General features: G+C 39.3%; 18 protein-coding genes and 1 tRNA gene. 12 read left to right on the forward strand and 7 right to left on the reverse strand.

Features of this window, described 5'->3' with window-relative positions; genetic code table 11:
- Window positions 1–93 precede the first annotated feature (93 nt).
- Window positions 94–5,253, forward strand: a complete 5,160-nt coding sequence (locus CGC63_RS05570) for a glycosyl hydrolase family 95 catalytic domain-containing protein (protein WP_004222766.1) — start codon at window positions 94–96, stop codon at window positions 5,251–5,253.
- A 180-nt stretch (window positions 5,254–5,433) separates the two neighbouring features.
- Here CGC63_RS05570 and CGC63_RS05575 read toward each other — a convergent pair.
- Window positions 5,434–5,506: transfer RNA gene (locus CGC63_RS05575), tRNA-Thr, on the reverse strand.
- Between the two features lie 87 nt (window positions 5,507–5,593).
- Between CGC63_RS05575 and CGC63_RS05580 the strand changes: the two genes are divergently transcribed.
- The gene (locus CGC63_RS05580; protein WP_040351266.1) at window positions 5,594–6,190 is read left to right on the forward strand and encodes a nucleotidyltransferase family protein; all 597 of its coding nucleotides are present in this window, start codon (window positions 5,594–5,596) and stop codon (window positions 6,188–6,190) included.
- 32 nt (window positions 6,191–6,222) lie between these two features.
- On the opposite strand, the gene CGC63_RS05585 is transcribed toward CGC63_RS05580, so the two are convergent.
- Window positions 6,223–6,702, reverse strand: coding sequence for an S-ribosylhomocysteine lyase (locus tag CGC63_RS05585; protein WP_040351265.1), 480 nt, complete (start codon window positions 6,700–6,702; stop codon window positions 6,223–6,225).
- Window positions 6,703–6,841: 139 nt separating this feature from the next.
- Between CGC63_RS05585 and trpS the strand changes: the two genes are divergently transcribed.
- From trpS to CGC63_RS05615, 6 genes are all read left to right on the forward strand, one after another.
- A complete protein-coding gene (gene trpS / locus CGC63_RS05590) occupies window positions 6,842–7,846 on the forward strand; it encodes a tryptophan--tRNA ligase (protein WP_004222757.1) in 1,005 nt (334 codons plus the stop codon).
- A 17-nt stretch (window positions 7,847–7,863) separates the two neighbouring features.
- Window positions 7,864–8,358 carry a heme-degrading domain-containing protein gene (locus tag CGC63_RS05595; protein ID WP_004222756.1) on the forward strand — a complete coding sequence of 165 codons (495 nt, stop codon included), beginning with the start codon at window positions 7,864–7,866 and terminating at the stop codon, window positions 8,356–8,358.
- 149 nt (window positions 8,359–8,507) lie between these two features.
- Window positions 8,508–8,966, forward strand: coding sequence for a hypothetical protein (locus CGC63_RS05600; RefSeq protein WP_004222755.1), 459 nt, complete (start codon window positions 8,508–8,510; stop codon window positions 8,964–8,966).
- A gap of 87 nt (window positions 8,967–9,053) precedes the next feature.
- Window positions 9,054–9,788 (forward strand): ABC transporter ATP-binding protein, encoded by a 735-nt coding sequence (locus tag CGC63_RS05605; RefSeq protein WP_004222754.1) that lies wholly within the window; start codon window positions 9,054–9,056, stop codon window positions 9,786–9,788.
- Complete coding sequence (locus CGC63_RS05610; protein ID WP_004222753.1) at window positions 9,763–11,331, forward strand: efflux RND transporter periplasmic adaptor subunit; 1,569 nt, start codon at window positions 9,763–9,765, stop codon at window positions 11,329–11,331. Before CGC63_RS05605 ends, CGC63_RS05610 begins: the two co-directional genes overlap by 26 nt.
- Before the next feature lie 16 nt (window positions 11,332–11,347).
- Complete coding sequence (locus tag CGC63_RS05615; RefSeq protein WP_004222751.1) at window positions 11,348–12,583, forward strand: ABC transporter permease; 1,236 nt, start codon at window positions 11,348–11,350, stop codon at window positions 12,581–12,583.
- Here CGC63_RS05615 and CGC63_RS05620 read toward each other — a convergent pair.
- The 4 genes from CGC63_RS05620 to CGC63_RS05635 are packed head-to-tail and all read right to left on the reverse strand — an operon-like array spanning window position 12,580 to window position 17,264.
- A complete protein-coding gene (locus CGC63_RS05620) occupies window positions 12,580–13,464 on the reverse strand; it encodes an RluA family pseudouridine synthase (RefSeq protein ID WP_004222748.1) in 885 nt (294 codons plus the stop codon). The genes CGC63_RS05615 and CGC63_RS05620 overlap by 4 nt on opposite strands.
- A 50-nt stretch (window positions 13,465–13,514) precedes the next feature.
- Window positions 13,515–15,383 (reverse strand): extracellular solute-binding protein, encoded by a 1,869-nt coding sequence (locus CGC63_RS05625; protein WP_004222746.1) that lies wholly within the window; start codon window positions 15,381–15,383, stop codon window positions 13,515–13,517.
- Window positions 15,383–16,198 (reverse strand): ABC transporter permease, encoded by an 816-nt coding sequence (locus tag CGC63_RS05630; RefSeq protein WP_004222744.1) that lies wholly within the window; start codon window positions 16,196–16,198, stop codon window positions 15,383–15,385. Before CGC63_RS05630 ends, CGC63_RS05625 begins: the two co-directional genes overlap by 1 nt.
- Window positions 16,191–17,264: an ABC transporter ATP-binding protein gene (locus CGC63_RS05635; RefSeq protein WP_004222742.1), complete on the reverse strand. Its 1,074-nt coding sequence runs from the start codon at window positions 17,262–17,264 to the stop codon at window positions 16,191–16,193. Before CGC63_RS05635 ends, CGC63_RS05630 begins: the two co-directional genes overlap by 8 nt.
- Window positions 17,265–17,472: 208 nt before the next feature.
- Here CGC63_RS05635 and CGC63_RS05640 point away from each other — a divergent pair, with 208 nt between their 5' ends.
- The 4 genes from CGC63_RS05640 to pyk all read left to right on the forward strand — a co-directional run bounded on the left by CGC63_RS05640 (window position 17,473) and on the right by pyk (window position 21,943).
- On the forward strand, window positions 17,473–18,528 hold the full coding sequence (locus CGC63_RS05640; RefSeq protein ID WP_004222740.1) for a lactonase family protein: 1,056 nt from the start codon (window positions 17,473–17,475) through the stop codon (window positions 18,526–18,528).
- A gap of 147 nt (window positions 18,529–18,675) precedes the next feature.
- Window positions 18,676–19,617, forward strand: a complete 942-nt coding sequence (locus tag CGC63_RS05645; RefSeq protein WP_009246704.1) for a magnesium transporter CorA family protein — start codon at window positions 18,676–18,678, stop codon at window positions 19,615–19,617.
- Between the two features lie 24 nt (window positions 19,618–19,641).
- Entirely contained in the window at window positions 19,642–20,493 is an 852-nt protein-coding gene (locus tag CGC63_RS05650) for a DUF1751 domain-containing protein (RefSeq protein WP_004222726.1), read from the forward strand.
- A gap of 13 nt (window positions 20,494–20,506) precedes the next feature.
- Window positions 20,507–21,943 (forward strand): pyruvate kinase, encoded by a 1,437-nt coding sequence (gene pyk / locus CGC63_RS05655; RefSeq protein WP_009246703.1) that lies wholly within the window; start codon window positions 20,507–20,509, stop codon window positions 21,941–21,943.
- Between the two features lie 156 nt (window positions 21,944–22,099).
- Here the strand turns inward: pyk and CGC63_RS05660 are convergent, their stop codons facing one another.
- The gene (locus CGC63_RS05660) at window positions 22,100–23,899 is read right to left on the reverse strand and encodes a BlaR1 family beta-lactam sensor/signal transducer (protein WP_004222717.1); all 1,800 of its coding nucleotides are present in this window, start codon (window positions 23,897–23,899) and stop codon (window positions 22,100–22,102) included.

Here is a 23,899-nt window from a genome sequence, read left to right on the forward strand (position 1 = left end):
ATTCAAGGATGCACAGATATATACTTAAAAAAGCATTTATTATTTCATAGGAAATTGTTTTCTGTGAAATAAAATACCAGAAAGGAGAAAGGTATGAAAAGTAAAAAATTAAAGAAAGCTTTTGCAGGGTTGTGTACAGTAGCGTTAACAGTATCTTCTGTTCCGGTATCCGCACAAACAGAACAGACAAAAGCGCCGCAAAAGGAAAGCGGTTTGCGCCTTTGGTATGATGAGCCTGCTTCAAAAGGGAAAAATATTTTAAACGGAGGAAGCTTTGGAACGACAGAAGAAGACAATACATGGCAGCAGCAGACGCTTCCTATCGGCAACAGCTTTATGGGTGCAAATGTGTATGGAGAGATTGGAGAAGAAAGGCTGACATTCAATCAGAAAACCCTCTGGAACGGTGGCCCCAGTGAAAGCCGCCCGAATTATGATGGGGGAAATAAGGAAACAGCTGACAATGGTCAGAAAATGTCCGAAGTATATAAGGAAATCATTAAATTATATAAAGAGGGCAATGATACACAGGCAAATGAGCTTGCAAAAAAACTTACCGGAGAAGTAGAAGGATATGGAGCATACCAGTCATGGGGGGATATTTATGTAGATTTCGGTTTGAAAGAAGAACAGGCAGAAAACTATGTTCGTGACTTAAATCTGGAAAATGCAGTAGCTTCGGTAGATTTTGACTATCAGGATACAAAAATGCACCGAGAATATTTTATCAGTTATCCGGATAATGTATTGGCAATGAAATTTACTGCTGATGGTAATGAGAAATTGGATTTTGATATTTCTTTTCCAATAGATAATGCAGAGGGAGTAGCAGATAAAAAATTGGGTAAGTCTGTGAAAACCACTGTTGAAGACGATATGATTACCGTGTCAGGTGAAATGCAGGACAACCAGTTAAAACTGAATGGAAAATTAAAAGTAGAGACAGAAGGTGGAAAAGTGCAGGAAAAGGATGGGGACAAGCTTCATGTATCCGGCGCATCGGAAGCGGTTGTTTATGTTTCTGCAGATACTGATTATTTGAATAAATATCCTGATTATCGTACAGGGGAAACTGCACAGGAATTGGACGCAAGTGTAGAAAAAGCTGTGGATAAGGCTAGTAAAAAAGGATATGAGAAAGTAAAAAAAGAACATATTAAAGATTATTCTGAAATTTTTTCAAGAGTACAGTTGGATTTGGGACAGAATGTTCCGGAAAAGACAACAGATATTTTGCTGAATGATTATAATGCAGGGAAAAATACAGAGGCAGAAAATCGTGCATTAGAGGTAATATTGTTCCAGTATGGAAGATATTTAACCATTGCTTCCTCCAGAGCAGGAGATTTGCCCTCTAATTTACAGGGAGTATGGCAAAATCGTGTAGGAGATCACAACAGAATTCCATGGGCATCCGATTATCACATGAATGTCAACTTGCAGATGAATTATTGGCCTACTTATTCTACTAATATGGCAGAATGTGCTACGCCTTTGATTGATTATATCAATTCTCTTGTAGAACCGGGAAAAGTAACGGCAAAAACTTATTTTGGGGTTGAAAATGGAGGCTTTACAGCTCATACTCAGAATACGCCATTTGGATGGACCTGTCCGGGTTGGGATTTTAGCTGGGGTTGGTCACCGGCAGCGCTTCCTTGGATTTTACAGAATTGCTGGGAATATTATGAATATACCGGTGATGTGAAATATATGGAAGAGCATATTTATCCAATGTTAAAGGAAGCAGCTCTTTTATATGACCAGATTTTGATTGAAGATGAAAAGACAGGAAGGCTTGTTTCTGCGCCTGCGTATTCACCGGAGCATGGACCTGTCACAGCAGGAAATACTTATGAACAGTCCTTAATCTGGCAGTTGTATGAAGATGCAGCTACGGCAGCAGAGATATTGGGTAAAGACGAAGATAAGGCAAAAGAATGGCGTCAACGACAGGAAAAATTAAAACCGATTGAAATCGGTGAAAGCGGTCAGATTAAAGAATGGTATACGGAAACTACTTTGGGAAGTATGGGAGAAAAAGGTCACAGACACATGTCACATTTACTGGGACTGTTTCCGGGAGATTTGATTTCCGTAGATAACGCAGAATACATGGATGCTGCCATTGTTTCTCTGAAAGAAAGAGGAGAGAAGAGTACCGGATGGGGAATGGGACAGAGAATTAACGCATGGGCAAGAACCGGAGACGGAAATCAGGCACACAAACTTATTCAAAATCTCTTCCATGACGGTATTTATCCAAACCTTTGGGATACACATACGCCATTCCAGATTGACGGAAACTTCGGTATGACATCCGGTGTGTCAGAGATGCTGATGCAGAGTAATATGGGATATATCAATATGCTGCCTTCTCTGCCGGATGTGTGGGCAAACGGAAGTGTCAAAGGACTTGTTGCAAGAGGAAATTTTGAAGTCAGCATGAAATGGGCTGACAAAAATCTGACAGAGGCATCTGTTTTATCAAGAAACGGAGGAACTGCAACGGTTCAGACAAAGAATGCTTCTTTGGCAACGGTTTTTGATGAAAAAGGAAATCCGGTAGAGATGAAGGCTTTGACAGCAGATCGTATTTCTTTTGAAACAGAAAAGGGAAAAACTTATATTATAAAAAATATTCCGCAGAGTGTGAAAGTTCCTACCGGTCTTACAGCAGAACGTTTGGATGAGCAAAGTGTAGAACTTACATGGGATGAAGCAGAAGCGGATGGAATTTGTTTCAATGTATATCGCAAAGTAGGAAACGGAGATGTACAGTTAATCGCAAGTAATGTAAAAACCAACTCTTACAAGGATGTAACAGCATACGAAAAACTGGGTACTATGAAATATCAGATTACAGCAGTGACTTCTGAGCTGGAGTCTGAGAAAACAGAGTTTGTTACGATAAAAGACAAAGGCGTAACTGCGGGAATGATTGATGATACCGACAGCCATATTATCTATGAAGGTGCATGGGGCGATTGGAAAGAAGAGGTAAATTATAACGGTACAATTAAGTATCTGAATACTCCACAGGGGAATGAAAGTGTTTCTTTGAACTTTGTAGGAACAGGAATTGAGGTAATTACCTGTACCAACCATGACAGAGGAATAATGGAAGTTTTGATTGATGATAAGTCTTATGGAGAAATAGATACTTATAGCGCACAAACAAAGCGTCAGCAGAAAATTTTCGAAAAGGACGATTTGCCTTACGGAAACCATACAATTACTTTGAAGGTATTAAATAAGAGCAGTCAGGGAGCAGGAAAGTCTACAAAGGTAGAACTGGATGCTTTCCGTGTTCTGGATAATACGATGTCAATGCCTGCTTCTGTTCAGGTATCTGCGGTATCAGGAATTACAATTATTGGAAAAGCAAACAGTACAGTCCAAATGAAAGCAGAAATATTGCCGGAGGATGTACAAGATAAGAGTGTAACATGGTCTTCTTCTGATACTTCTATTGCAGAGGTGAATGAAAATGGTCTTGTAACGGTAAAAGAAAAAAATGGAGAAGTAAAGATTACCGCAGTATCAAAAGCAGATACTACAAAGAGTGGAGAAGTAACCTTAAAGGTAGCCTTGAAACAGGGAAATGCAAATACAGTAACAGAAATTGAAGATGCTGTACAGGAAAATGGAAAGTGGAAACCAAATCCTTCCATTACATGGAGTGAAGGCTGGTCAACATGGGACGGAGAAGCTGACAGACACCATGGTGGAACGAAGACAGAAGCAACAGGAGCAGGCAAATACTTTGAATATACCTTTACAGGAAACCAGATTGAAGTATATGTACAGAAGCATCAAAACTGTGGAAACTTCGAAATCTATCTGGATGATGAAAAAGTAGATACTTATTCCTTTGACACAGAAATTGGAACAGGAGAAGATCAGGCGCTGTTGTTTAAATCAGAAGAACTTTCCAATGAAGAACATAAGATTAAGTGTGTGATTACTGACAGAGGCGGAAAACAGCAGGCAAATTTGGATTATTTGAAAGTATATGCCCCGGCAGACTCTTCCGTTTTGGATAAATCAAATCTTCAGGACGTTATCACAGAAGCATCTGTGTTGTCAGAAGAAGCTTATCCACAGGATAAATGGGCAGAATTACAAAAGGTATATAAAGAAGCTGTTGCTGTTATGAATAAAGATGATGCAAAACAGGATGAAATAGACAAGGCAGCAGAAGCGTTAGAAGCAGCCATTTCAGCTTTAGGAAAAGCACAGCCGCCTGTTGTGAAACAGGAAAAAGGAAAAGCTATTTTAGTAGAGTCAAAGCAGATTGTATTAGAATGGGATAAGGTACAAGGTGCAAAATCTTATGAAATTATAGATAACGAACATCAAGTAAAGGCAGAAACAACAGATACCTTTGCAAGAGTAACGGGATTAGAGCCGGGAACGACGTATAACTTCAAGATTTATGCAGTAAATGAAGGCGGGAAATCAGAAAAAGCGATTGAAATCAATGAGGTAACAACAACAAATCCAAATGGAGAGAATACAATTCCGCCTGTTACGGATATAGCAAAAAAGGTTACAGGAAAAGATAGTGTAAAATTGACATGGAAAGCTCCGACAGATACTAAGACAGCAGGGTACATAGTTTATGTAGACGGTGCCAAGAAAGGAGTTACAGAAAAAGAAGCATTTACATTACAAGGACTTGTAAAAAATCAGATTTATGTAGTAAAAATTATAGCTTTTGATGAAGAAGGTCATAAATCTGTTCCTGCACAGTTTGCATTTTCTTTTGAAGAAGAAAAAGAAGGCTGGGTTCAGACAGGAAATGGTTGGGAGTATTATGAAAACGGAAAGAAAGCAGTTGGCTGGAAAGATATTTCAGGAACATGGTATTATTTTAATGACAATGGTATTATGGAAACCGGCTGGGCAGAAGTAAATGGTCATTGGTATTTCTTGAATGACAGCGGTGCGATGGAAACGGGCTGGGTATCCGTAAAGGGCCACTGGTACTATATGGATCAGTGGGGAGCAATGTGTACCGGCTGGGTATCCGTAAACGGCCACTGGTATTACATGGACCAGTGGGGAGCAATGTGCACCGGCTGGGTATCCGTAAAGGGCCACTGGTATTACATGGACCAGTGGGGAGCAATGCAGACCGGCTGGGTATTTGTAGGAGGATATTGGTATTATCTAAATGCAGATGGAGCAATGGCATCTAATCAGTGGATTGATGGATATTACGTAGGAGCATCCGGACAGATGATATAAAGGGCATAAGAAAAGACTATTTAAAAGATATGAAATTTTAATTGAAAGAAGTTGCTGCTTTAATGATTAAAAAACTGAGAAGTGGCAGCTTCTTTATATTTAAAGAAAAATAAAAGGTTGCGCAACAGCGTAATTTCTTATAAAATAATAAAAACCCTTGAAATATCAAGGGTTTTTAAAAGCTGCCAAGCGGACTTGAACCGCCGACCTCCGCCTTACCAAGGCGACGCTCTACCGACTGAGCCATGGCAGCAACTTATTTTGTCGTTTCACAATTATGAATTTTATCAAAAAAAAGGATGGGTGTCAACCCTTTTTTCTATTTTTCAGGAGGGAACAGATGGGAAAAAGAATACATGGGATTTTGCTGGCGGCAGGATTTTCACATAGGTTTCGGGGAAATAAATTATTGTATCCTTTGAAAGGAAAAGCGCTGTATCTTCATTTGACAGAACGTTTGGAAAAGCTTTTAAAAAAAGGGACATTGGACAGTTTGGTAATGGTTACACAGTATGATGAAATTCTTCAGGAAATGAAGAAAAGAAAGATAGAAGCAATAAAAAATGAGAACAGCCGACAGGGGATTTCATCTTCTTTAAAATTGGGGCTTTGTAAGGCACAGGAGTTTGAAGAAAAAGAGGACGAGAATTATTATATATTCTTTGTGACAGACCAACCGTATTTGCAAGAGAAAACAATAGAAGATTTTTTGTGGGCTTTTGTTCAAACGGGTAAAACCATTGGCTGTGTAAAATGTGGAAAAGAAATGGGAAATCCCGTTATTTTTCATGAAAAATATAAAGAAGAGCTGGAATGTTTGCAAGGGGATAAAGGGGGAAAATGCGTACTGCGAAAGTATGAAAAAGAAGTGTTTTATTTTGAAGTAGAAGATAAAAAAGAATTACAGGATATTGATGAAAGAGGAGAATTGCCTTAAATGGGAACGCTCCTCTTTTTAGTAGAAAAAAATTATTTCGGATAAACCAGTCTTTCTTCAGAAATATTGAAAAGAACATGGTTTAAATATCTATCTGCCAGCCAGTTTGCCATATTCAAATTCATATCCAGATAGTTTCCGCAGTCTTTTGCGGAAGCTCCCGGCACTTCATCGTGGAAATCACGGATAAAGATAAACATTTCTGTAATAAGAGGAACAATATCCTTAGACTCATAATCTCCTGCCAGAAGAAGGTAGAAGCCTGTACGACATCCCATAGGTCCAAAATAGATTACTTTATCAGAAAAAGTTTTATGGTTTCTTAAAAAAGTAGCCCCCAGATGTTCGATAGTATGTACTTCGGCAGTATTCATAACTGGTTCTTCGTTGGGAGAAGTCATGCGTAAATCAAAAGTAGTAATAACTTCTCTTCCCACAAAATCCTTGCGAGATACATAAATTCCCGGCTGAAGCTTTATATGATCAATAGTGAAGCTTGCGATTTTTTCCATATTTTTAATCCTCTCTTTTTGTAATAGTGACTTTATTATAAACATTTTCGAGGTTGGAAGCAAGCAATAGTTGCTGACAAAGATAAAACGTGCTAGAATAATTAAATAAGGGAAATTGTAGTAGTTGGAGGACAGAAAGATGATAAATGATAAGAAAGTTTTATTCAGTGGTATGCAGGCAACCGGAAACCTGACATTGGGAAATTATCTGGGAGCGCTGAAAAACTGGGTAACCTTAAATGACGAATATGAATGTTTTTACAGCGTGGTAGATATGCACTCTATTACTGTACGACAGGACCCGGCTACTCTTAGAAAAAGAGCAAGGGCTTTATTGACTTTATACATTGCAGCAGGACTTGATCCAAAGAAAAACTGCATTTATTATCAGTCTCATGTAAGCGGACATGCAGAGCTGGCATGGATTTTAAATTGCTTTACTTATATGGGCGAATTAAACCGTATGACACAGTTTAAGGACAAGGCTGCAAAACACGCAGATAATATCAATGCGGGGCTGTTTACTTATCCGGTGCTTATGGCTGCCGATATTTTACTGTATCAGGCAGATGTAGTTCCGGTGGGGATTGACCAGATGCAGCATTTGGAGCTGACAAGAGATATTGCCACTCGTTTTAACAATATTTACGGAGACGTATTTACGATACCGGAGGCGTATATCGGTAAGGTAGGAGCGAAAATCATGAGTCTTCAGGAACCGTCCAAGAAAATGTCAAAATCAGATGAAAATCCAAACGGGAGCATTTATCTCATGGACGATCCGGATACTATTATGAGAAAATGCAAACGTGCTGTGACGGACTCTGAAGCATGTATTGCTTATCGTGATGAACAGCCGGGAATTAAAAATCTGATTGATATTTATTGTGCATGTTTGAATAAAACATCACAGGAAGCAGTAAAGGAATTTGAAGGAAAAGGCTACGGTGAGCTGAAAATGGCAGTGGGAGAAGCAGTTGTCAGCGTATTAAAACCATTGCAGGATGAAGTAGCCAGACTGGAGAAAGAGAAAGCATATCTTGACTCTATTATTAAAGAAAATGGTGAAAAAGCGCAGTATTTTGCAAACAAAACATTGAGAAAGGTACAGCGCAAGGTGGGATTTCCTGATAGAATTCGTTAAGAACGGGAGGTGTCTTTATGACTGTTGAAGAAGTAATTACAGTATTGGCAATGCAGGAAGAAATTTTACAATTTAATCATTTTACCAACGAGGACGCATGGGAATTAGGTAATTTGTTGGTAGCAGAGGCAAAAAAACGTGGCTTGGACACAGCAGTGGAAATCCGTCTGAACAATGGTTATACGGTATTTAAGTATGCAGGAAACGGAACGACCTTAAATAACGAGGAATGGATGAATAAAATGTTTGCCACTGTAAAGAGGATGGAGAAAAGTACCATGCTTTTGTACAGTGAGTTAAAACGCAGCGAAGAAGCTTTAGCGGAAATCGGACTCGACGAAAGGGAATACTCTTGTTTGGGAGGAGGATTTCCTATACGTGTGGAAGAGGTGGGAGTAATCGGAGTGATTATGGTCTCCAATCAAAGTCACTTTATCAACCACGATATTATTGTAAAAGCAGTAAGCAGATATCTTCATATTGATGAAGTGCCGAGAATTCGGGCATTGTAAATTTGACAGAAGAATGTTGCATGAAATAATATGAGTTTTGTGCAGCATTCTTTTTTTATGAAAAGTGGAGAAAAATTTTCAGAATAAAATTGACATTCTTCATCAATGATTATAAAATGAAAACAAATTTATCTTAGGAGGAAAAGAGTATGACAAAAAAAGCGCCGGGAAGAACCTTTTTAATGGTCGTAGGTATCTTTTTAATTATTGGTAGTATATCCAGTATTATTACCAGCGCCATGAATTTTGTAATGATGGGGCAGGAAGAATTTATGCCGATTTTGGAGCAGACCTTGCAGCAGGCAGGAATTACCAAAACAACCTTTCAGGTTACGATTGTTTTAACTGCAATACAGGGCGTTATCAATATGGTGGCAGGTATTATCGGAGTTGCAAACAGCAAGAAAATCGAAAAGGCATCTCTTTGCTATATTTGCGGGATTGTTTTGATTGTGTATGCTTTAATTTGCAATGCGTACAGCGCTTTTAGCGGTGCATTTAGCATCTTTTCAGTGATTTTCTCATTAATTCTTCCATTATTGTATTTCTGGGGTGCATTAAAGAACCGTCAGGCATTGCAGGAAGAACAGGGAATTGTTGTAAAATAGGCAGAATGAGGTAGCAGGTGCGGGACAAAACGGGAGGGGTTCTGTTTTGTCCTGTTCTTATATTTAAGAAAGATAAGAGGAGAGAGTATGGAACATTTAATTAAAGTAATGGATTTATGTAAAATTTATAATCCGGGGGAAAATGAAGTACGGGCATTGGACCATGTGAATTTGGAAATTGACAGAGGAGAATTTGTTGCTATTATCGGGCAGTCCGGTTCAGGAAAATCAACATTTATGAATATGCTCGGCTGTCTGGATATTCCTACATCAGGAAAATATTATTTAAACGGCACAGATGTCTCAACCATGTCCGATAATGAATTATCCTTAGTCAGAAACAAAGAAATCGGATTTATCTTTCAGGGATTTAACTTAATTCCTAACCTTACAGCAGTGGAAAACGTAGAGCTGCCGTTGATTTACAGAGGAATTGACAAGAAAGAGAGAAGAAAACTGGCAACAGAGGCATTGGAAATGGTAGGGTTAAGTCACAGAATACACCATAAACCATCTGAGATGTCAGGAGGACAGCAGCAGCGTGTAGCGATTGCCAGAGCCATAGCGGCAAAACCGCCGGTTATTTTGGCAGACGAGCCTACGGGAAATCTGGACTCTGCTTCCAGTAAGGAAATTTTAAATATTTTGAAAAATCTTCACAAGGACGGCAGAACCGTCATTTTGATTACACATGATGACGGAATTGCAGCCAGAGCAAAACGTGTGGTAAGAATTATGGATGGAAAAATAGAATCAGACAGAATAAATCCGGAATATGAAAAAGTGGAGGAAGTACATGAAGACAAAGACTCTGAAGAATAAAAATACGGTTATGTTGATTACTCTTGGAATTGTGGCAGTTGTATTGGTTCTTCTGGCAATTATCGGGAATATGCGAAAGGGAGGAAAAGGCACAGAACCTGTTGTAGAAGTTATTTCAGTAGAAAAGGGAGACGTTCGTCAGGAAATCGAAGCATCCGGCAATGTGGAGAGTGAATGGAAAAAAACATTTTATTCTCCGGTAAATGCGACCATTGAAAACATGACAGTGGAGGCTGGTGACAGCGTAGAAGCGGGACAGAAGCTGATTGCATTTAATGTGGATAATTTAGAGGCAGACAATCAGAAGGCAGAGCTTACAGCTAGAACAGGCAAATTAGAGCTGGAGGATGCACAGGAACAGGCAAATCAGGCGGCTTCTAAGGTTGCAGAAGCAAAAGCAGATATTCCGAAATTAGAAAAACAAATTGAAAATAAGAAGAATAAACTTTCTGATTTAAGACAGCAGATTGCAGAAACACAGAAAAATGCACAGGCACAGGTGCAGGAAGAGGTAGAAAGTGCATATCAGGCAGCCGTGCTGGCAGCAGAAACAAAGTATCAGGAAGAAATGGATACTTATAATAACGTTACAAAACCGGAATATGATAAGGAACTGGAAGCTTTAAAGCAGAAAATCAATGAGGGAAAAGGAACGGAAACAGATAAAGAAGACTATCGTCATTTGTTAGATAATCCTCCGAAGGTTCCGGAATTAGAAGAAGTAAATCCTGCTGATTTTCAAATGACAGGTACGGGAATGGCAGATACTTCTGCATTGGAAGCGGAAATGGAGAATGTATCCTCAGAATTAGCTGCCCTTCAGTCTGAGTTGGCATCGAAAGAAGCTTTAGCGCAATCTGAAACAACAGGTCTTACAGATGCAGCAAAGGAAAAAATCAGAATTTCCAATAACTTGACAGAGCTTGAAACGAAAAATCTTCAGGAGCTTTTAGAAGAAGGAAGAAAAGGAATTGAAGCAGAATTTTCCGGTGTTATTTCTGACACTAAGGTAAGTCAGGGAGCTACCGTAACACAGGGAATGGAGCTTTTTACGCTTCAGAGTATGGATGATGTGTGCGTGGATGCCAGCATTTCAAAATATGATTTTGATAAAGTAAAAGAAGGACAGAAGGCTACGGTAAAATTAGGAGATAAAAAATACAACGGAACCATAGAGAAGGTAAACCGCATCGCAGTTCCAAATGAAAAGGGAGCTCCAACCATCGGAGTTGTGGTACATATTGATAATCCAGATGACGGCATTTTCATTGGTGTAGAAGCGAAGGTAAGTATTCAGGCGGCAGAGGTAAAGAACGTTCCGATTTTGCCGGTGGAGGCAGTCAACATTGGAAAAGACGGTTCTTTCTGCTATGTAGTGGAAGACGGAGTGATTAAGAAAAAAGAGATTGAAACAGGCGTGACTTCAGACGCTTTTGTGGAGATTAAAAGTGGGTTAAAGGACGGAGAACAGGTTCTTACCGATATCGGAAACCACAGCGAAGGTGATAAGGTAAAGGCACAGGAAACCAAGACTGACAAGTAAGAGAAAGGACAGAGCTATGGGAAATATAATTGAATATGTCAAAATGGCAATTCAGAATATCATTGCCAATAAAGGGCGCTCCTTTCTTACTATGCTGGGAATTATTATAGGAATTGCCTCTGTCATTGCTATTGTGTCCATTGGTGAAGGAACGAAAAACCAGATGAACAGCGAAATTGATGCAGCAGGCGGAGGGCAGATATTTATCTATTGCAGTGATGATGCTATAAAAGAAGACGCATATATGACAGCAGAAGATATGGAAGCCATCCGCAAAATTGATGGTGTGGAAGGAGTTTCCAGCAGCTTTACAATTATGGGGGAAACCGTGACAGGAAAAGGAGATTTTTCTGCTACGGTAACCTTGGAAACACAAGATGCTCCTATTGTCAATAATCTTGCTTTGAAAAGAGGAACTTATTTTACAGAGGCAGATGTGGCAGAAGGACGAAACGTATGTGTGATTTCCGACACCGATGCAAAGCGTTTGTTTGGTTCAGACGATGTCATTGGCATGGATATTGACGTGCAGTGTTATGATTTGACAAAAAGCTTTCGCATTGTAGGTATTACCACACAGAAAGAAAACGGAACTTTTGTAAGCTATACCTATGAGGGAATGCCGGTGACGCTTTCTGTTCCTTATACTGCGGCAGTAGATTTTGTGGGAGATACAGCAGATGAGTTTACCAGTATGGTCGTACAGGCAGATAAGAAAATGGACTCTCAGGCGATTTCGAAAGAGGTGATTAAAACCTTGGAAAAGAGACATCAGTCAGCAGGAGAGGACTATTATCAGCTTCAGAGCTTTCAGGATGTTATGAAAATGATGAATGATATGCTCGGTATGGTAACGGCATTTATTTCCTTTGTAGCGGGAATTTCTCTGCTGGTAGGCGGTATCGGGGTTATGAATATTATGCTGGTATCTGTAACAGAGAGGACAAGGGAAATCGGTATTCGAAAAGCGCTGGGAGCAAAGACGTCTTCCATTATGATGCAGTTTCTGGCGGAGTCCGCAATCCTTACCGTCATTGGCGGAATAATCGGAATTGTTTTAGGAATAGCAGGGGGATATGGAATTTGTTCTGTGATGAGCTCAGTGCAGGGCATGACCATTACTCCGGGAATTAACGCTGCTACCATTATTGCGGCAACCTTGTTTTCCTGTGCGGTAGGTATTTTCTTTGGTATTTATCCGGCAAAGAAAGCAGCAGCATTAAGTCCTATCGAAGCCTTACGAAGAAACTAAAAAAGACTTGCCATATCCTCTGGAAGGGGAGCTGAGAATTTCATAGGCTGCCCTGTAAGGGGATGTATAAAGCTTAAAGAATAAGAATGGAGAGCAACACGCTGTATTCTGGAAAAATCAGGATTGTAGAGATAATCTCCTAAAAGGGGATTTCCCATATATTTTGCGTGAACACGAATTTGATGTGTTCGGCCTGTTTCCAGAGAGAGCTTTAAAAGGGAATAATCTTCTTTTGAAGCCACTACCTGATAATTGGTAACGGCACGCTCTCCGTTTATAAAATCTACACAGCGCTCAATAGCAGAATTTTCTTTTCGTGCTATGGGCGCTGTAATGGTATCTGCTTCTTTTTTTGGAATACCGAATACCACAGCCAGATAAGTGCGGTGGATTTCTCTGGCTTTCATTTGGTTGGAAAGAATGGAGGCGCTCAGGGCATTTTTTGCAATAATGAGAAGTCCGGTAGTATCCCTGTCAAGGCGGTTAATACAGCGGAACACAAAGGTTTCCCCCTGTACCTGATAATAATGGGCAATTCCGTTTGCAAGAGTATTGTCATAATTGTTGATAGAAGGATGAACAGGCATATCGGCAGGCTTGTTTACCAGCAGAATATCTTCATCTTCGTATACAATATCAAGGGGAAGGGCAACAGGGACAATGTGTTCGGAAGGGGCTTCTTCTAAAAGTCGGATGGTAACAATGTCATTGACTTTTAAAGGCGTGCGGACATAAGCCCATTCATTGTTTACCAGAATACCTTTTTGTGTTTTCTTTAGCTGTATGATAATCTGTCGGGAAAATTCCTTGGATTTCAGAAATTCGCCTACGGTGCAGGGGAGATTTTCTTTTGTTATGGTATATTGAAAAATACGGTTCATTGATACTCCTTAAAAAAGGGGCGTGCAAACGGCTGCATTCCCCTTTTTTTTTATTTTGATTTTACTTTGTTCCACAATTCATTGTAATAGCTGTCTACATCATCTCCCAAGAATTGGAAGGTTTCGCAGTTGCTTAAATCTTCCGGCTCAGGGAACAGAATTTTGCTGTTTCTGATTTCTTCATCTTCAATCATTTCTCTGGCTTTCAGGTTTGGTGTAGAGTAGGTAAGATATTCAAAGTTCATAAGTGCAATTTCCGGACGGCACATAAAATTGATGAATTTTTCGGCATTTTCTTTGTTCTGGGCATTTTTCGGAATAACCCATGAGTCAATCCATACGTTAGAGCCTTCTTTTGGGATGACGTATTCCAAATCGGGATTTTCCCGTTTGGTATATCCTGCTTCGCCAGAATAGATAACGCCAAGAGCAGCTTCATTTCCAATCATTTTATCTCTTACCTGATCCACTACATAAGCCTGTACCAGAGGCTTTTGCTCCATTAAATCTTCCGCAGCGGCAGCAAGCTGGTCTACCTCTGTGGAATTGATGGAATGGCCAAGACGTTTTAACGCAACGGCAAAGGCATCTCTCACAGAGTCCTGCATCAGAATACTGTCTTTGTATTTGGGATTCCATAAAATATCCCAACTGTCTACGGGCTCTTTTACCATGGATTTATTATACAAAATACCCACAGTTCCTACACAATAAGGCACAGAGTATTTATTTTTGGGATCAAAGCTCTTTGATTGTTCCATATAAGTAGGGTCCATGTTTTTTATATTAGGGATATTATCCAAGTTGATTTCTGCCAGCAAATCATTTTCAATCATACGCTGTATCATGTAGTCAGAAGGGCATACCACATCATAAGCGATTGCCTGAGAAACAATTTTCGGATACATAATTTCATTTGTTTCGTATTCCTCGTAAGTCACGGAAATGCCGGTTTCTTCTTCAAAAAGCTCAATAGTTTTCGGGTCCAAATATTCACCCCAGTTATAGACAATAACCTTTTCTCCGGAATGATTTTTCATTGTGTTTAGATTATAGAAAATTCCGCCTATAATTAAAGCCGCAATTAAAACAGCAGGTACGGCAAAGCAGAAAGTCCGGCGAAAAGCCATTTTTTTGGAGGATTTTTTCACATCCTTTGTCTCCTTTGGACTGGCATTTACACAAATCATAAGAACTAAAACACTAACAAAAAGTAAGGTGGAAAGGGCATACATTTCCGGCCGGATACCCTTTCGTACCTCTGCGTAAATTTTTGTTGAGAGGGTATCCACACCGGGACCTTTTGTAAAGTGCGTGATAATAAAATCATCTAAGGACATAGTAAATGCCATGAGAAAACCGGACACTACGCCGGGCCAGATGTCAGGAAAAACGACTTTAAAAAAAGCGTAAACCGGTCCGGCTCCCAAGTCCTGTGCCGCCTCATAAGTGCTTTTGCTTGTCTGCTTTAATTTAGGCAGAACGCTTAAAATAACATAAGGAATACAAAAGGTAATATGAGCCAGCAAGATTGTGGAAAATCCAAGAGTGACTCTGCATGCAATAAATAAAAGCATCAGAGAAATACCGGTTACAATCTCAGAATTTAAAATAGGAATGTTGGTAATTCCCAGCATGACAGTTTTGCCTTTGGACTTCATGGCATTGATACCGATGGAGGCAGCAGTGCCGATAATAGTTGCAAGAACGGCAGAAACAAGAGCAATCAAAAGCGTATTGTAAAGGGCTGCCATAATTGCCTTATCCTGAAACAGGGAGGAATACCAATGAAGGGTAAAACCACCCCATTTTGCACGGGATTTCGAGGCATTAAAAGAAAGTACAATCAAAGTTACAATGGGGGCATACATAAAGAAAAGAATGAGCCCAAGATAAATATTTCGTGCAGTCTTTTTCATTAAAAGAAACCTCCCTGTCCGTTTTTATCGTATTTTCCGGTTAAAATCATGCTGATTAAAATAAAAATCATCAGTACCAGAGAAAGTCCGCTTCCTACATGCCAATTGCTTCCCTGCTGGAACTGTCTGTCAATGACATTTCCGATAAGGAGAATTTTACTTCCCCCTAAAAGGTCAGAGATGACAAAGGTAGTGAGCGCCGGTACAAAAACCATAGTAATTCCGCTGATAACTCCGGGCAGACTTAAAGGAAAGATAATTTTCCGAAAAGTATAAAAGGAGGTAGCGCCTAAATCTCTGGCAGCGAAAATAACATCCTTATCAATTTTGCAAAGCGCATTGTAAAGAGGCAGTACCATAAACGGCAGGAAGTTATAAACCATACCTAACACAATGGCTGCCGGTGTGTTGATTAACTGCAAAGGCGGGATATGAAAAAATCCCAAAATCTGATTGATAACTCCGTTTTTTTCCAGTAAAGTCTGCCACGCAATGGTGCGAAGCAAAAAATTCATCCACATCGGAAGGATGAAAAGCAACACAATAAGACCGGTCTGATTGACTTTCATATTAGAGAGCATCATTGCCAATGGGTATGCCAAAACAAGACAGATAATCGTGCTGATTATAGACAAAATCAAGGAAAGGCAGAGCGCCTTGAAATTTTCCGCAGTTCCGATTGCCAGAACATTTTCAAAGGTAAATTGTCCTTCACTGTTAGTGAAGCCATAAAATAAAATCATGGCAAGGGGAATTAAAATAAAAGCGACAGACCACAAAAGATAAGGACCGGATAATAATTTCTTTTTATTCATTGACTCCAATCGCCTCCTCATCCTCGGACTCCGGCTTGTGCATAATCTGAATATCAAAAGGATTTACATGAATGCCTACTTTTTGTCCCACAGGGAACATATCTGTACTGTGTACCAGCCATTCAAAGCCGTTTGCCTGTACTTCCATTTCGTAATGCACACCCTTGAAAATAAGGTGGGTTACAATGCCTTGTATCGTGCCTTCTTCCGGAGCAAGCAAATCCACATCTTCCGGACGGATTACAACGTCAACAGGTTTGTTTTTTCCAAATCCCACGTCAACACAGGGGAATTTTGCGCCCAGAATTTCCACCAGCTTATCCTCCAGCATAATACCGGAAATAATATTGCTCTCGCCTATAAAATCTGCAACAAAAGCATTCTGAGGTTCGTTGTAAATATCTTCTGGTGAACCCATTTGCTGAATGTAGCCTTGGTTCATAACTACAATGGTATCAGACATGGTAAGGGCTTCTTCCTGATCATGAGTGACATAGATAAAGGTAATACCCAGCTCATTTTTTAAACGGATAAGCTCATACTGCATATCCTGACGAAGTTTTAGATCCAGTGCACCTAAAGGCTCATCAAGAAGCAGGAGACGAGGCTCATTTACAATGGCTCTTGCAATGGCAACACGCTGTTGCTGACCGCCGCTTAAAGAGTCAGGCAGACGATTTTCGTATCCCTCAAGATTTACCAGCTTTAAAGCGTATTTTACTTTATCCTTAATGTAAGTGGCGCTTTTGCCGGAAATTTTCAGCCCAAAGGCAATATTTTCTTCAATGTTCATGTGGGAGAAAAGCGCATATTTTTGAAAAACCGTATTGAGATTTCTCTTGTTGGGAGGAAGATTGGTAATATCCTTCCCGTCAAAAATAACCTGACCGCTGTCAGGAGCTTCAAATCCTCCTAAAATACGAAGAGTTGTTGTTTTTCCGCAGCCGCTTGGACCTAAAAGTGTGAGAAACTCATTTTCTTTTATAGAGAGATTTAAGTTATCTAAAATTAACTGGTCGCCAAAGCTTTTGGTTATATCGGTTAAAGTGACTAAATTGTGACTCATTCTGCTCCTCCTTTGTAAAAACCATATTTTAAGTCATAAAAATCCATTTTAAAAATTATTATACTAGAGGAAAAATACATGTCAATATGTAAAAACTTCAAAGTTACATTGTATAAAAAAAAACTTTGTGGTAGAATATTTTTGATATCTTTAAAAGATATGATTCGTTATGTGGTGAAACTAATAAAAACAGGAGGGTATTGCATAGATGAAAGAAAAGTATGTAGCATATGTCGGAACCTATACCCATGGAAGCAGTATTGGAATTCATTTGTATGATGTAAATGTGGAGGAAGGAACACTTTCAGAAAGAAAAGTAGTGCCTGTCAATAATTCTTCCCATTTGGCGAAGTCTTTAAACGGTAAATATCTTTATTCTATCGCAGATGAAGGAGTAGCTGTATTTGCCATTGAAGCAGACGGAGATTTAACGTTTATTAACAAAGTAGATATTGACGGAATGAGAGGCTGTCATCTGTCAACAGACGAAGAAGGTAAATATCTTTTTGTGGCAGGTTATCATGATGGAAAGGTAACCGTGGTACATACACATCGTGACGGAAGGTTGGGAAGTGTAGTGACCGGTGTATTCCATAAGGGATTGGGAAGCGTAGGAGAGAGAAATTTCCGCCCTCATGTAAGCTGTGTGCGCCCGACACCGGATAATAAATATCTGTGTGCTGTGGACAACGGCATTGACCAGATTAAAATTTACAGAGTAAACAGAAGAACAAAACGTCTGGAATTAGTGGATATTTTAAGATGCCACAGAGAGTCCGGACCGAAAAAAATGAAATTCAGCAAAGACGGAAAATTTGCATATTTGATTTACGAGCTGAATAATACCATTCAGGTATATCGCTACGACGGCAGCGGTAAAAATCCTGTTTTTGAACTGTTGCAGACAGAAAGCACCTTGGCGTCTCATGACGATGAGACTCATGATGCGACTTCCGGTCTTTGTATGTCACCGGATGACAAATATGTTTTCTGTTCAACAGCAGGAGAGGATACGGTTGCTATGTATAAAAGAGATGAGCAGACCGGTCTTTTGGAAAAACAGTGTATTTTGCCAATCAGTGGAAATTATCCAAAGGATCTGGCAGTTTTTCCGGATGGAAAACATCTGGCAGTAGTAAACCATGAGTCCAATTCGATTACTACGTTTGCCATTGATTATGAGAAGAAACTGCTGACAATGAAAGGAAAACCTATGAAGGTAGAAACACCAAACAGTATTATTTTCTCAAAATGTCAGGAATAAATAAATTTTAAGAAAAAAGGAAGTGCAAAGCTATGGAAAGCGGGCCTTATCCCGGGAATATTAAAAACAGAATAAAAAAAGAAATCCATATTCCTGCGGGCAGGCCGCCTTTCGTGTTCTGCCATGCAGGATATGAAGGGAGAAACCATGATTAGAATATTTAAAACAATTGATGGGAAAATTCATCAGGTAGAGGAAGCCAGCGAAGGCTGCTGGCTTGCGCTTACCGATCCTACTGCAACGGAGATTTTTGAGGTTGCAAGGAAGTATCATATTGAAGTAGACGACTTGAGAGCGCCTTTGGATGAGGAAGAACGTTCACGTATTGAGGTGGAGGATGACTATACCTTGATTATCGTGGATACGCCGATTTTGGAGGAAAGAGGAGAGAAAGACTGGTATGGTACTATCCCTTTATCAATTATTGTAACAGATGAGATTATTATTACGGTATGTCTGGAGGATACCTCAGTTCTGGGGCGATTTATGGATGGACGTGTCCGTAATTTTTATACGTATATGAAAACCAGATTTATTCTTCAGATTTTGTATAAAAATGCAAGCATGTTCCTGCATTATCTGCGTATTATAGATAAGAAAAGTGAAGAAGTGGAAGAAAAGCTTCAGGAGTCTACGAAAAATAAAGAACTCATTGAGCTTCTGGAACTGGAAAAATCACTGGTTTATTTTACTACCTCGTTAAGGTCCAATGAAATCGTGTTGGAAAAACTTTTGAAGGTAGAGCGTATTAAGCAGTATCCGGATGATACAGATCTTCTGGAAGATGTTATTATAGAGAATAAGCAGGCCATTGAGATGGCGAATGTATACAGTGGAATTTTAAGTGGAATGACAGATGCGTTTGCTTCTATTGTATCCAATAATCTCAATATCGTTATGAAATTTTTGGCGACAGTTACCATTGTTATGTCTATTCCTACTATGATTTTCAGCGCCTATGGAATGAATGTAAATCTCAAAGGAATGCCTTTTGCATCTCATCCTGAGGGATTTGCCATTGTAATTGTACTTTCACTGCTTTTAAGTCTGATAGTGGCATTTATCTTTTCAAAAAAGAATTTATTTTAAGCAGCAGTTGTTAAAGGAGAAATTATGAATTTTTTAAACAAGATGGAAAGACAGTATGGAAGATATGCCATACACAATTTGACAAAGTATATGATAGGGTGCTATGCCATAGGGTATATTTTACTGTATATCGGACAGGCATTCGGCGCTAACTTTTTTCAGTACCTGCTTTTAAGTCCTTATCATATTATGCACGGACAGATATGGAGAATTGTTTCATGGATTTTGATACCGCCTTCCAGCTCTAATATTATTTTTGTGTTAATTATGCTGTCCTTTTATTACTATCTGGGTACGGCACTGGAACGGACATGGGGCGCATTTCGTTATAATGTTTATATTTTAGGCGGGATGCTTTGTACGGTTATCGGAGCGTTTATCCTGTATTTTATTTCAGGACCAAATGAAATGTTTTCTCTGATTAACGGAATGAGTTTCTCAACTTATTACATTAATTTATCTATTTTCCTTGCCTTTGCCATGAATTATCCGGATATGGAAGTGTTGTTTATGATGATTATTCCCATTAAAATAAAGTATCTGGCGCTTTTAGATGTGGCATATCTGCTTTACGATTTAATAAGAGGCGGATGGGGCACACGTACGGTAATCATTGCATCACTTTTGAACTTTATTATTTATTTTTTAATGACAAGAAATTACAGGAGAATATCTCCGCAGGAAATTCATAGAAAACAACAGTTTAAGAAAGCTGTTCATCCGCAGATGACACCGGGAGGAACAAGACATAAATGTGCGGTATGCGGAAGGACAGAAAAAGATGGGGAGCACTTAGAATTCCGTTATTGCTCAAAATGTAATGGAAATTATGAATATTGTCAGGATCATTTGTTTACCCATCAGCATATAAAATAGGAGGATTACTTACATGCGTAAAACAAAAATCGTTTGCACCATGGGACCAAATACAGATAATAAGGACATTATGGAGGCTTTGGTTAAAAATGGGATGAATGTAGCCCGTTTTAACTTTTCGCATGGTGATTACGAAGAACAGCGCAATCGTATGGATTTATTAAAACGTGTAAGAGAAGAACAGGGAAAACCTGTTGCTATTCTTCTTGACACAAAAGGACCGGAAATTCGCACCGGTGTTTTGGAAAACGGAAAAAAAGTAACGTTGTCGGAAGGGGCAGACTTTACTTTATATACAAAAGAGACAGTGGGAAATGCTTCCGGCTGTTCTATTACTTATGCGGGGCTTACAGAAGATGTAAAACAGGGAAACCGAATTTTAATTGATGACGGTTTGATTGAGCTGGAAGTAAAAGAAGTAGAAAAAGATGCTATCCATTGCCGTGTGGTAAACGGAGGAGAGCTTGGAGAAAAGAAGGGAATTAACGTTCCAAATGTAAAAGTACAGCTTCCTGTTGTTACAGAAAAAGATAAGGCAGATATTATTTTTGGAATTGAGCAAAAAATAGATTTTATTGCGGCTTCTTTTATCAGAAATGCAGAGGGTGTAAAAGAAATTCGCAAAATTCTCGAGGAGCATCATGCAGAGGATATTGCTATTATTGCAAAAATCGAAAATGCAGAAGGTTTGGAAAATATTGATGAGATTATTGAAGTGGCAGATGGCATTATGGTAGCCAGAGGCGATTTGGGAGTGGAAATTCCTGCTCCTCAGGTTCCTCATATTCAGAAGATGATTATTCATAAATGCAATGCCAATTATATTCCGGTTATCACAGCAACACAGATGCTGGACTCTATGATACGTAATCCACGTCCTACCCGTGCAGAGGTAACCGACGTTGCAAATGCAATTTATGACGGTACAGATGCCATTATGCTGTCAGGCGAGACAGCAGCAGGAAAATATCCTGTGGAAGCTCTGAAAATGATGAGCGAAATTGCAGAAAACACAGAACAGTACGTAAATTATGACCAATATATTATGCACAGAACCATGTATAAGAAAACAAAGGTGTCCTGTGCCATCGGAATTGCATCTGTTCGTACAGCCAGAAATATTGAAGCTGACTGTATTGCAACACCAACCATGTCGGGAAAGACAGCCCGCTTAATTTCCAGTTTCCGTCCGGTGATGCCGATTTATGCCATTACTCCAAATGAGAGAGTAGAGCGTAAAATGCAGCTTTATTGGGGCGTTACACCGTTAAAGGGATATACAAGAGATACGGCGGAAAATGTTATTTTAAATGCAATGGAAACTTTGAAAGAGAAGAAGCTGGTGAAGAAAGGCCAGATGGTGGTTGTCACGGCAGGCGATCCGGCTACAAACAGCAGCAAGGCTGAAGCAAATGTTACAAATATGCTTCATGTTATGGAAGTGATTTAAAAATTGGAAGCTATTGTATGAAACGCATTGAGGAGATGTGTTTTATGCAATAGCTTTTTTGTTTCATAGGAGACTGTGCTGTTGCACAATCTTTTTATGTTAGATTGACAATATGTTTATTTAGGAAAATATTTAGGAAGCTATCCTGCAAAACTGCTATGGTTTCCAGATATTCATGTCTGCCAAAATGGACAGAGTTATTTCTGCTGCAATAATTCCGCTTGCGTGACTTGCTGCATGGATATTAGTGGCGAAAAAGTATGTGTTGTTTGGATTTTCTACGAAACCGATAAACCAGCCGTTTATATCCTGCCCGTTTACACGTCCTGTTCCGGTTTTTCCATAAAAATCCCCAAGGTCAGAGGAAGATATGTGAATAGCGTCTTTTACTGCTTTCATATTTTCCTCTGTAAAATTCAAGCTGTTCTGCTGCAATTTCGTTAAAAGCTCGACCTGCTCGATTGGGGAAATTTTCAGGGAAGCTTCCATCCAATAAGAAGAAAAATCACTGTTTAAATCCTCATTGCCATATCCGATTTTGTGAAGATAAGCTTGAACAGAAACAGCGCCAAGCTGTTCGTCAAGAGATTGGAAGTACCAGTTTACAGAAGAATTCATAGCGGACTGCAAGGTTTGATTTTTATTCCATGCTTCAAAAGGATAGGAGGTTCCGTTCCATTCGATTAAGGAGCTTTCGGGTTTGATAATACCGGTTTCTAGTGCAAACAAAGCATTATATATTTTGTAAGTAGAGTTTGGGGCAATACGTAGAACTGCCTGTTTTTTATTGTGTATTTTCCAAGTCTCATTTTTTAAATCATATAATACAAAGCTGCCTTCATATCCCTCAAAATAATTGCTAAGGTGCAGCTTGGAGCAGTTCTTTGCAGAAGTGTCCCACAGATAGAGGTCTTTATCCGCTGCGTAGGTAGAGACAAATGGTGCAAATCCCAAAATAAGAAAAGATACCAACAGAAAAGAAAACATACTTTTTCGCTTTTTCTTTGCGGTTGGTTTTTCATAAGAAGCAATACTTAGAATTCTTCGCTTCATTTGTTTCATATTTCCGCTGATACCGGATACAAAGGGATGCGGGGTAAGAGAAAGTTTGCCGGCGAGGTTAAGCAGTGTATTTCCGTACGCCACATAATCGTCTGCTTTCAACATTTTTAAAACAGAAGTATCACAGGCAATTTCTCGGTCATTTCGCATTTCTTTCAGTGCATATCGGACAAGAGGGTGGAACCAGTAAACAATTCCGGCAAGGCTCATCAGATAGTTTACTATCCCATCTTTATGTTTGTAGTGCTGCAATTCATGTAAGAGCATGTATCGAATATCTTCTTCTTTACTGTCGGATATGAGATGAATGGGAAGATAGATACAGGGTTTAAAAACCCCCACAATAACAGGAGATTTCAGAAAAACAGTGCTGTATACAGAAATATTTTTGGTAATGCCTGTGTCTTTTAGACAGCGCTGATATACTTGATGAACCTTGGGATTTTGAAGAGGTAAAGCAGATTTTTTCAAGGTGCGCAGGCGGAAGGCCGATTTGATGAAGAACAATAACATTGTGATAATACCCAATATCCAAAGAGCAAATAAAAAATAGCCGATTATAGGGGGAAAATACTTATTTACAGAAAGTGTAAAATCCTCCATCCAGTTTTTACCGTGTGCAATATTTGTACTTGCGGACGGGTTTAGTGCTGTGTTTGTTTGGAAAGAAGAAATAAGATTTTGATTTTTAAACCATACGAACAATTCTGATAATTTGATAAAACGAAATGGCATAAAGGGAACCGCTAAAAGTCCCAATAGCAGAAACCATAAGTTATACTGCATTCGGCTGGACAAGCTGTTTTTTAAAATTCGTTTCATAAGTAAAAGAACACCAATGATGCCACAGAGCAATAAGTTAGAAATAAGAAAACGGAACATAAAATCGTCCAT

The organism is Blautia hansenii DSM 20583 (assembly GCF_002222595.2).
Taxonomy (GTDB): Bacteria; Bacillota; Clostridia; order Lachnospirales; family Lachnospiraceae; genus Blautia; species Blautia hansenii.

Coding starts and splice junctions, on each gene's coding strand:
- CGC63_RS05600 (WP_004222755.1), top strand. CDS start 8,508: ATGACAAAAAAAGCGCCGGGAAGAACCTTTTTAATGGTCGTAGGTATC.
- CGC63_RS05580 (WP_040351266.1), top strand. CDS start 5,594: ATGGGAAAAAGAATACATGGGATTTTGCTGGCGGCAGGATTTTCACAT.
- CGC63_RS05630 (WP_004222744.1), bottom strand. CDS start 16,198: ATGAATAAAAAGAAATTATTATCCGGTCCTTATCTTTTGTGGTCTGTC.
- CGC63_RS05570 (WP_004222766.1), top strand. CDS start 94: ATGAAAAGTAAAAAATTAAAGAAAGCTTTTGCAGGGTTGTGTACAGTA.
- CGC63_RS05640 (WP_004222740.1), top strand. CDS start 17,473: ATGAAAGAAAAGTATGTAGCATATGTCGGAACCTATACCCATGGAAGC.
- CGC63_RS05610 (WP_004222753.1), top strand. CDS start 9,763: ATGAAGACAAAGACTCTGAAGAATAAAAATACGGTTATGTTGATTACT.
- CGC63_RS05650 (WP_004222726.1), top strand. CDS start 19,642: ATGAATTTTTTAAACAAGATGGAAAGACAGTATGGAAGATATGCCATA.
- CGC63_RS05645 (WP_009246704.1), top strand. CDS start 18,676: ATGATTAGAATATTTAAAACAATTGATGGGAAAATTCATCAGGTAGAG.
- CGC63_RS05620 (WP_004222748.1), bottom strand. CDS start 13,464: ATGAACCGTATTTTTCAATATACCATAACAAAAGAAAATCTCCCCTGC.
- CGC63_RS05625 (WP_004222746.1), bottom strand. CDS start 15,383: ATGAAAAAGACTGCACGAAATATTTATCTTGGGCTCATTCTTTTCTTT.
- trpS (WP_004222757.1), top strand. CDS start 6,842: ATGATAAATGATAAGAAAGTTTTATTCAGTGGTATGCAGGCAACCGGA.
- CGC63_RS05635 (WP_004222742.1), bottom strand. CDS start 17,264: ATGAGTCACAATTTAGTCACTTTAACCGATATAACCAAAAGCTTTGGC.
- CGC63_RS05595 (WP_004222756.1), top strand. CDS start 7,864: ATGACTGTTGAAGAAGTAATTACAGTATTGGCAATGCAGGAAGAAATT.
- CGC63_RS05605 (WP_004222754.1), top strand. CDS start 9,054: ATGGAACATTTAATTAAAGTAATGGATTTATGTAAAATTTATAATCCG.
- CGC63_RS05660 (WP_004222717.1), bottom strand. CDS start 23,899: ATGGACGATTTTATGTTCCGTTTTCTTATTTCTAACTTATTGCTCTGT.
- CGC63_RS05585 (WP_040351265.1), bottom strand. CDS start 6,702: ATGGAAAAAATCGCAAGCTTCACTATTGATCATATAAAGCTTCAGCCG.
- CGC63_RS05615 (WP_004222751.1), top strand. CDS start 11,348: ATGGGAAATATAATTGAATATGTCAAAATGGCAATTCAGAATATCATT.
- pyk (WP_009246703.1), top strand. CDS start 20,507: ATGCGTAAAACAAAAATCGTTTGCACCATGGGACCAAATACAGATAAT.